8 protein-coding genes are annotated in these 9,709 nt (G+C 64.5%); 3 read left to right on the plus strand and 5 right to left on the minus strand.

The genetic code is table 11. The features are described 5' to 3' along the window. Positions 1–108: 108 nt before the first annotated feature. Complete coding sequence (locus IF188_RS19825; protein ID WP_224752205.1) at positions 109–960, minus strand: AAA family ATPase; 852 nt, start codon at positions 958–960, stop codon at positions 109–111. Between the two features lie 140 nt (positions 961–1,100). On the opposite strand from IF188_RS19825, the gene IF188_RS19830 reads away from it, so the two are divergent. After that, on the plus strand, positions 1,101–1,298 hold the full coding sequence (locus IF188_RS19830; protein WP_191173540.1) for a hypothetical protein: 198 nt from the start codon (positions 1,101–1,103) through the stop codon (positions 1,296–1,298). Positions 1,299–1,320: 22 nt separating this feature from the next. Here the strand turns inward: IF188_RS19830 and IF188_RS19835 are convergent, their stop codons facing one another. From IF188_RS19835 to IF188_RS19845, 3 genes are all read right to left on the minus strand, one after another. After that, the gene (locus IF188_RS19835; protein WP_191173541.1) at positions 1,321–2,385 is read right to left on the minus strand and encodes a hypothetical protein; all 1,065 of its coding nucleotides are present in this window, start codon (positions 2,383–2,385) and stop codon (positions 1,321–1,323) included. A gap of 64 nt (positions 2,386–2,449) precedes the next feature. After that, complete coding sequence (locus tag IF188_RS19840) at positions 2,450–2,854, minus strand: hypothetical protein (protein ID WP_191173542.1); 405 nt, start codon at positions 2,852–2,854, stop codon at positions 2,450–2,452. 490 nt (positions 2,855–3,344) lie between these two features. After that, complete coding sequence (locus IF188_RS19845; RefSeq protein ID WP_191173543.1) at positions 3,345–6,086, minus strand: AAA family ATPase; 2,742 nt, start codon at positions 6,084–6,086, stop codon at positions 3,345–3,347. Between the two features lie 471 nt (positions 6,087–6,557). Between IF188_RS19845 and IF188_RS19850 the strand changes: the two genes are divergently transcribed. Together IF188_RS19850 and IF188_RS19855 are read left to right on the plus strand one after the other, a co-directional pair. Then, on the plus strand, positions 6,558–7,874 hold the full coding sequence (locus tag IF188_RS19850; protein WP_191173544.1) for a DNA cytosine methyltransferase: 1,317 nt from the start codon (positions 6,558–6,560) through the stop codon (positions 7,872–7,874). Between the two features lie 89 nt (positions 7,875–7,963). Beyond that, the gene (locus tag IF188_RS19855; protein ID WP_191173545.1) at positions 7,964–8,965 is read left to right on the plus strand and encodes a hypothetical protein; all 1,002 of its coding nucleotides are present in this window, start codon (positions 7,964–7,966) and stop codon (positions 8,963–8,965) included. A gap of 5 nt (positions 8,966–8,970) precedes the next feature. Here the strand turns inward: IF188_RS19855 and IF188_RS19860 are convergent. After that, positions 8,971–9,709 (minus strand): HEPN domain-containing protein (locus IF188_RS19860; protein WP_224752206.1); only part of this gene is annotated, 739 nt, incomplete at its 5' end.

The raw sequence follows: 9,709 nt of genomic DNA on the forward strand, positions 1-9,709 counted from the left end.
GAACTCGGGCCGGTGAGCGTCGCGCCCACGGGAGTGGCGCTCACCGGCAATACCGGTGGCCCCGAGAGTGAATATCGACTGGCGCTCAACCGCAATAATCAGTGGCGCTCACGACTCCAAATACTCAGCACGATTCTCGACACCCGTGAGCCGGTCGTTGCGACGGGTCTGCACGGTGTCGCCGACGAGGATCCGCTGCTCACCCATTCCCCACGCGGCCACGCGCACGTCGAGCTCGCCCTGATCGACGCGTCGCTGCTGGATGGCGTCGTTGATCGCATCCGCCTCAGCATTCGTGCCGGAAACCAACGCCACCCGCTTGCCGCGCCCGTGCCACTCGAAGAACGCGTCGATCATCCGCTCGCGCGCCGCGTCGTGATGCTCGACCCGATCAACGTGACCGCGCGAAGCAAGCTCGCCGGCAACCACCAGCGCACGCTCGCGATCACCCGCATCCCGGAGCCGCAGCGTCAGCGCCGCGTAGTCGGGATCGCGGAACCGGTGCACCGTGTCGAGCTCGACCGCAGCGTTCGCGTGCCGGATCGCAGAACCCATCGCACCCGCATGCCCGACGGGCAACGCTTGATGCGTGTCGCCCACGAACGCCAGCCCGACAGCCTGCTCGATCGCGAGCTCGACGAGGACGTTCGCCGTCTGCAGATCGACCATGCCGGCTTCGTCGACGACGATCCGATCCCCAGAACGCAATACGTACTGTGTCGGTCCGCCGTAGACGGCGCCCGTGCGGGGGTCGACTTCTCCCACTCGAAGCCTGGTCCACACGTGCGCGCCCGCCTCGTCGGTGCCCCATCGGTAGCCATGGTCCAAGAGCAGGGCATGAATACTGGATGCCGCGGCCCCGACCTCGCGGGACGCCACCGACGCAGCTTTGCGTGTGGGAGCAACGACGAGCATCCGTCGCCGTTGCGACGTGAGTGCCGCGAACGCAGCGCGCAGCAAGGAAGTGAGCGCCTACCGCGAGCGCCGCGCAACGCTGTCGCGCCCGCTTTGACTCCTCCGAAGCTGACGACATCGCCGCCGCCCAGCTTCGGAAGGCCACCGAGACGGTCACCGCTGAGATCGACGCGCTCGACGCTCGCATGGCGAAGACGCTGCTGCGCTGCTCGGTGTCGAGCGAGATGCTGCGCGCCGCTGACCCCGGCGCCGCGTTCCTCGAAGCCGCGGTCGATGTGCAGCGTGCGGTGCTCGCGACGGTGCTGCGCGTCGAGGTTGTCCCACAGGCAAGGCGGGGGACCGTCTGGTCCCCCGCCCGCCTCAGGATGGTGCCTGTCACCTAGGGACAGACATTCGGTCTAGCGACTAGGCCGCAGCCGAGTCGTCCTCCTCCGGGCGCTCGAACTTGAAGGCGACGAAGGCCTTGAAGTACGCGATGAGGTTCTCGTTCTTCTCGAACGCTTCCAGGGTGAGCCGCACGTTCGTGCTCCGTCCGCGGCCGAGACCCTTGATCTTCGCGAGTTCGTCCTTCGGCGTCTTGATGAGTTTGCCGTCGGAGCCCATCACGGCGCGCTCGATCTGCGCGAAGTCGAGGACGGTCTTCTCGTAGAAGCGAGTCGCGGACATGAGGAGGTTGCGCCGCGTCCATGCCGTCGGGACCAGCAGCAGGGGCTTCCCGTCGGCCACCGGGAGGGTGAACTGCTCCTCAGTCCACTCGAGCTTCGACGGGTCCCAGACCTGACTCGTGACCGTCTTGACCTTGTGCCCGTCGGCCGTGAACTCGGGGTACTTCGCGAGCATCGATTCCGTGAACCGCGCGAGCGCCGCGTACATGATGCGGGTCGTAACGTCGGAAGTGATGTCCCGGTCGATGCCCGCGACGAACATCGGCAGGTCCTCCAGACGTTCCAGAACTCCGACGTGAACGAGCGCTGCGAGGTCCGTCGTCAGCGCGGTCCAGATCCATGTTCCGACGTCCTCAGCGCCTCCGTGGCCGTGGTAGCCCTTGGTCGACATTCCGAGGCGCGTCTCCCACGGCTCCTTGAAGCGTTGGAGCAGTGCCTCGCCGCGACGGCGGTCGGCCGGCGCAGGGGAGATGACACAGCGCACGATCTCCGCCAGGAAGGTGTCCACGCAGTGGAGCGCCTCGCCCGCGAAGGGCTGCGGTGCCCCTGTCAGCCGCACGGCGTGTGGATCCAGGAACAGGAAGTTGTCGGACGCCACGTCGACGTTCGCGAACGGCACGGGACCCTTGATCCCGTAGTAATCAGTGATGAAAGGCACTAGGCCTCTCCTCTCGGTGCTGGGAGGACGGACGTCCTCCGGGTTGTTTGACAGAGGACCGGCGGTCCTCTGTGTCAATACCCGAGAGAAGAAATTGGAGCCTGTGCCACAAATCTTCGATACGCTTAAGGTGACGCGAACAGTCACCACCGCGCCCTCGGGCCGGTACTGGCCCGGAACTGCTGCTAACAGTTCCGGGCCAGACTTCTATTTAGTTGCCGTCGTCGGCGCTGTCTCCCTGCCTCGAACGGTTACCCACGATCTCTACCCGGGGGCCTTGCAGGTTGATGCAGAGCATCCCGTCCTGCTCGTACGGCTTGTAACGCCGACTGACCGTCGTGTCGATATCGAAGAACTGGGTGAACGCGCTAGCAGACAAGATCATCTGCCCGGTGTCGCTAGCCGTCTGAGCGCGAATCGCGTAGGCGTGCGGCTCATCCGAAGGCTTCATCGCGATGATCTGCTCGTCTCGGTCGAAGAGTAGCTCCACCGTCTCGGGCGCACCGATGAGGTTGTGTGCCGCACGGTTGATAGAGAAGATGCCCTTCTTCTGGATAGTCACACTGGGCGCTTTGGCGAGAGGCGCGTTGCGCTTGTCAAAGACCTCAAACCCCATCTCGGTGCTCCTTTCCGTGGCCTACACCTATCTTACCACACATCGCCTACCCCATGGTTTCTAACTTCTCAAAGTTGGTCTAGACCCGGAATGACAACCGCGCTGTAAAGGTCCGCTGTGCATCACGGTCCATTATCCCAGAGGATTCCGACATTCGACGGGGTTTTCTGCTGACGTCAGGCTGAACCTGACAAGCAACGCATCCAAGCCCTGACGAAGTGTGAACAGATGCCCGCGGTCGCGCACACGGCGTGTCGGTGCCTTGTGTGCAAGCTTGCGCGCTGCAGGCATGCACGCTTGCAAGTCGGGCAACGAGTTTTCAGAGCTCTTAGTGCCAGAAGTGCGTCGACGGAGGTTTGCTGCGCTCGGGAAACCATGCGGTGCGGCGGGCATCTCGACGCTCCACCTGTCGACGAGCCAAGCCCGTGACTGTGGTTGCTAGCCGAATGCACCCGAGCGTTCGATGCTCGTCCATCGCAATAGATGGGCTCTACATCCCGATTCCGCGCCCCGCACTCGACGCACCGACCACCGGCCCCGTAGCCATCGCGGCTTCCCGGTTCCGCGCTGCACGCCGCACCTCCGCTTCGGCCGCGCGCACAGCATCCTGCATCGTCACCTCCGGAGTGCCGCGCTGCATCGACTGCGCGAGGCATTCGCGGGCCGCGGCATCCGTCCGCGCGACGACGATCGCGACGTTGCTGAGCCGACCGCGCGTGAGGCCGACGTAGAGTCCTGCGGCATCCACATCCGGCCCGACCACCGACGCATCCGCGGTGTCGCCCTGCACGCCGTGCACGGTGGACGCGTAGGCGAGCTGCAGGTACTCGCGCGCGTACTCGGTGGGCACGCGCGCCATCTCGCCGCTGTCGTCCACGGAGACTAGGTCGACGGCTGACTCGTGGATGCCGCGCACGATCCACTGTGCGCGATTCTCGACTACCGTGAGCCGGTCATTACGACGGGTCTGGACGGTGTCGCCGACGAGGATCCGCTGCTCGCCCATTCCCCACGCGGCGACGCGGGCGTCGAGCTCGCCCTGATCGACTCGCCTTTGCTGAATGGCGTCGTTGATCGCATCCGCCTCAGCATTCGTGCCCGATACCAGCGTCACCCGCTTGCCGCGTGCGTGCCAGTAGAAGTACGCGTTGATCATCTGCTCACGCGCCGCGTCGTGATGTTCGACCCGGTCGACGTGACCGTGTTCGGCAAGCTCGCCCGCAACCACCAGCGCACGCTCGCGATCACCCGCATCCCGGAGCCGCAGGGTGAGTGCCGCGTAGTCGGGATCGCGGAACCGGTGCACCGTATCGAGCTCGACCGCAGCGTTCGCGTGCCGGATTGCAGAACCCATCGCGCCCGTATGTCCGACCGGCAACGCCTGATGCGTGTCACCCACGAACGCCAGCCCGACACCCTGCTCGATCGCGAGCTCGACGAGCACGTTCGCTGTCTGCAGGTCGACCATGCCAGCCTCGTCGACGACGATCCGATCGCGAGAACGCAACACGTACTGGGTTGGTCCGCCGTAGACGGCGCCCGTGCGGGGATCGACTTCTCCCACTCGAAGCCTGGCCCACACCTGCGCGCCCGCCTCGTCGGTGCCCCATCGGTAGCCGTGGTCCAAAAGCAGCGCATGAATACTGGATGCCGAGGCCCCGACCTCGCGAGACGCCACTGATGCCGCCTTCCGCGTGGGGGCGAGGACGAGCATCCGCCGCCGTTGCGAGGTGAGCGCCGCGAACGCAGCGCGCAGCATCGTTGTCTTGCCCGCGCCGGCGGGGCCGGTCACCGTCACGAGCCCGTCCGTGCCGGCGATGGCGCACGCGGCAACGCCTTGCGAGGCATCCAATATCGACAGATCCTCGTTCAGTGCGAGCCGGTGCAACTCGCCCGGCAGCAGGGAGCGCCCCGGTTGGGCGAGCACGTCCAAGCGGCCGGCGAGACCCACCTTGGCGCGTACGGTCTCGGTCGCCATGAACGCCTTCACGTGCGCCGGCGGATCGTCCGCAACGAGGCGGTAGGCGGAACGCGTGGCCCGCGACGTGACCTCGGCGATCACGCCGTCGAGCCGGTCACGGTCCGCGACGACGCCCGTGCGCGACAGCGCGCGTATGGCTCCCGCGCGGATGTCGAAGCTGCTGAACCTCCCGCCGCACGAGGTGGACCGCTCGTCCGCATCGACGACCGCCTGGGCAGCGAGTAGATCCAGGTCGACGGCATCCGGATCGATTGCAGCGACACGAATGGGTGCGCGCGGGGTGGTCAGGCTCGGATCGATCGCTGTGATCTCGTCGCGGACGCGGGCCTCCCACGACGCCTCGTCGAGATCGGCCGGCTTGTTCGGGCGCGCCACCGCCCACGCGAGGCGATCGATCTGCTGCAGCACCTCCACGCTCGGCGCCGATCCCTCGTGCGACGCGGACCACTCCGCGACCAGGCGCGCGCGGTTGGCTTCGATCTGCGCCGACCGACGCGAGACGGGTCGGACCGCGCCGGCGAGCTCGGCGATCTCGCCCGTGTCGTCGAGCGTGTACCCGTGCCGGGCGAGCGCGGCGATCCAGGCCGGATCGGTGCGGGCGGCGAGCTCGCCCTCGGCGTTGACGACGGTGTGCAGCTTCATCGCGACGCGCGAGTCGAGGTTCGACCACTTGCCGTCAGCGCCGAGCACCTTGATGTTCAGCCAGAGGTGACGGTGGATGTGCGGGTCGAGCGCGCGCGAGCGTCGGTGCTGGAGCTCGACGACCTCGATGCGGGTGATCTCCTCGCGGATGAGCCCTCCATGCCCGCGCCGGGCATTGAGCTCCGTCTGCCACGTGAGCAGGATCCGTTCACGCAGGCGGTCCTGGAGCGCTTCGAACTCGGCGGCGAGTTCGGGATGCAGCAGTGCGGCGATGCTGTACGACTTCGGGTGGTTGATCGTCCCGTCGAGCAGCAGGTCGGCGTCGGGGCTCAGCCGCTGGTGGCCCCGCTCTTCCCCGCTGGCCGGGTCGTGGCCGGTGAGCCAGACGCGAAGGCCACCGGCGGTGAGCTCGTCCGAGGTGATGACGCCGTTCTCGACGATGAACCGCGAGACGGTCGAATCGGATGCGGCACTGTACGCTTCGAGCGCGTCAATGCCAGGGGAGTGCTGCAGGTGAGCATCGCAGCGGCCCTCGATCGCGTATGAGATCGCTTGTCGAACCCCTCGGGATTCGACACCTCGCTTCCACCGCTCGAGGCCTCCGCGCATGCCGCCAGGATAGGGTGCGTTTTGCCCATTATCCAGGCATTTTTGTGGCTTGCAGATATGTGTGGGGGAGTGCTTCTAAAGGGTGTCGCTCACCCACGGTGCCTGCGTGCATCGTAGGTTCTCCTTCTCTCTCCTTGGCTCGGTTCGTCTTGGGTCTTGGGTCTTGGGTCTTGGGTCTTGGGTCTTGGGTCTTGGGTCTTGGGTCTTGGGTCTTGGGTCTTGGGTCTTGGGTCTTGGGTCTTGGGTCTTGGGTCTTGGGTCTTGGGTCTTGGGTCTTGGGTCTCGTCTGTGTGATCTCGGGGCATCGCTGTGGTTCTCTCGGATGCCGAGAGCTTGTCCGCCGGTGGCGCCGCCAGCGAGCGCAGCATCGACCCGGCTATTCGAACCAGCAACCGCTCCGTGCAGCGGTCCCCTCCGCGAGTGCGGAGTGTCCGTAGGGGCGATGTCTCAACCTCGTGCGAGAGTGGCTAGATGAGCGAGCTTGGGCCGACGGTGGAGGCGAGTGATCTTACCGTCATCGATCTTTTTTCTGGAGCGGGCGGACTGTCGGTCGGGTTCGAACAAGCTGGGTTCCGTGTCATGGCAGGGACGGACTACGACCCTGACGCGATGGCTACGTTTGCCCGCAACTTCCCCAACGCCACTGCGGTGACGGGTGACATCCGCGAGGGTGCTGTCAAGGAGCGTGTGTTCGCCGCAGGCGCGGATGTTGACGTGATCGTTGGCGGCCCGCCATGTCAGGCCTTCTCGCAGGTCCGCAATCACTCGCGGTTGATCGACGACCCGCGAAACTCGCTCTACCGCGAGTTTGTCCAGGTTGTCGACTTCGTGGAGCCGAAAGCGTTTGTCATGGAAAACGTGCCTGGGATGGACCAAATGGGCGTGCGGGAGCAGGTCCAATCTGATCTTGCCCTGAGCGGGAAGTACATTGTTCGGCCAACGCTTCTCGATGCTGCTGATTTCGGGGTGCCTCAGACACGCAAGCGACTTGTGTTCGTGGGCGTACACAGTGACCTCGGCGTTGTCCCTCCGGCAATTGAAGGCTCCGGAGCAAGCGCCGCGATTGCGTTGATGCCTGACTCGACGGCGCGCAGGGGTTATCGTCTCGGATTGCGGAATGATGTGGTCGCTGAGGACCTTCTCGAGCGCCTCCAGAACCCGGGGGATACATCCGTCGTCTCCGTGCAGCAAGCGATCGGGGATCTGAACTTCTTGGAGGCCGGCAATCAGGAGGGCGAGCTCCACTCGCGCAGCCTTCGTCGGCCGTCATCGGCGTACCAGCGCCTCATGCGATCCAACGCACGTCCCGTCACAAACCTCGAGGTGCCTCGCATGAACGCGGATACTCGGCTCCGACTCGAGGGCATCCCCGCTGGGGGCAACTATAGGGATCTGCCCGATCATCTTCGTCGTCGCTACCTGACGGGTCAGAAATGGGGGCCGACGAACGGTTCCGACATGCTCTCGCGCAAGCACTATTACGCATATCGACGCCTTCACCCCGGCCTCTGGGCGTGGACCTTGAACACTAAGGCTGACGCTGTCTACCACTACAAGTCTCCCCGCGCCCTAAGTGTGCGCGAGTTCTGCAGACTGCAGTCATTCCCTGATAGCTTCGAAGTCGTGACGGACTCCCGCAGGGGTGAGCTCCAGGGTAGGCAACCAAATGGAGCGACACACAGCCGATATCGTCAGATTGGTAATGCCGTCCCGCCGCTGCTTGCGGCGGCGGTGGCGGGGAGCGTTAAGCAGATTCTGGCAAATGAGAAGATACCCCAACCGGTCTAGCCGTGCCTGAGGCAGGAACCTCGGACGCGATAGCGCGAGCGTTTGGAGCGGAAAACCGATACCGCCTCCTAGACCAGTACTTCCGAGAAATGAGCGGCGAGATCGTCTCGCCCGAGAGTGCGTGGCGCCACGTGTACCGGTTGCTCTTGTGGATCGACCGCACGATCGGCCTGGCTCACTGTTACGAGAGCGACAAATGCCAGCCCGGACGACCGTGGTACGCGCGATCCCTACGAGTGCACCAATGGTTGAGCGACCAATACGGCGTGGGCCCGCGTGAATTGGGAGAGCGGATAGATTGGCTATTCTCTGCAGCCGTCCGTGATCTCTCCGTCGCCACTGAGTTTGCTCACGCGCAACGTTTGGAACGGGCTGAAGAGCAGCGGCGCCCATACGAGCGCTGCGACATGCCGCATCCCGACGAGGATCTCGAACTCGAGGCGCTCGTTAGTGACGCTATCGAAGGTCACCTTGGCGTTCCAGCTTCCGATGATTTTGTTCGCGACCTCCTTGTCAAGATCAAGGGCCACATCAGCAGCGAGAATAAGCGCAAGAATCTCGTCGGTGAAGGATTTGAGGATACTCTCGCCGCGCTGCTCCGCCGGTGGGAACCGACGGCGTCGCGTTACGAGGTTCATGTGCGGCCCGCGTTGCACGAGCTGCCCGGTTTCTATGCCCCGCGCGGAAATGACAAGACCAAGAAGGTCGATCTTGCGCTAGTTGACCGGCTCAGTAGGCATCGCGTTCTTGTCAGTTGCAAGTGGAGCGTGCGCAGCGATCGGGAGGAGCAGTTCCTCACCGATTTTGACGCCTACTCGAAGCTCGAAAGCAGCGGTCGGTCTTTCGACTACGTGCTCGTGACCAACGAATTTGATCCGGCTAGGTTGGCCGCCGCTTGCGAGAACAGAAGCGGCAATGCCGAGATCTTTACGCATGTCGTCCATGTGAATCCCGACGGCCCACGCGCAGCCTACGGTGCGCCTGTAGCCCGCGGGAGGGCCGCAGCCGGCGGGATCGAGCGCGCCCTAGAGCACGTGGCGACCGGGCGTCTCGAATCCTTGGAGAGTTGGTTCGAGTCGCTGTCGACGTGATTCAGTCATCGGCCAGCGATCAAGCGGAGGGGACGTGACACCCGCACTCGCGGCGCCACGATTCGTCGCGCCCTGCCACGAGGTTGTGTAGGAGTGGTTGCGATCCGCGGGCTTGCCTGCGCCATTAGGTGCGTTCGGATCGCGGCAGCCCCTACGACTGCATCCCTGACCCAACGTTTCACGTCATCGGGATCCAACTCCTGCGAGATCGCTGTGACCTTGGTCGAGAAAGGAGAGAGGTGGCTCGAGCTTCCACGTCGAGTCCCGAACGCCGATAGGTCCGCGATCGCGGTTCCAAGGGATCGTTCGAAGGCGAGCCAGTTCACGCCGACCGCTTTCGCCAGCTTTGCAAGGTTCTCCTCCTTGAGGCCGTTATTGGTCTGGATCGCCTTCTCGAGGACCTTGCGGCCGGCGCCTCGAACAAATGCGATCGTGTCGCGTTTCCGATACGCCACCTTGAGGTCGTCAGGAATCTGCTCTGCGATCGCGAAAGCGAGGGAGAGTGCTGCCTCGGGGATAGCGTCGCCTAGTAGCTGCCTGCTCACTTCGTCAAAGAAGTCCTCGAACGACGCCTCGATCTCCTCCTCGAGCACGGAATGTGCCAACACGAGATAAGCGGCTCTTCGGACATCCGGTGGGGGTGAGGCTCGCCGGGTGATGGTCGGCGGGTAGGGGTCGAGGTCCCCGAGGATCAGTAGCGCCAACTGCTGTTCCATCACGAGGACCTCGACGTGTCTCACCATA

This window comes from Microbacterium helvum (assembly GCF_014779795.1).
GTDB lineage: Bacteria > Actinomycetota > Actinomycetes > Actinomycetales > Microbacteriaceae > Microbacterium > Microbacterium helvum.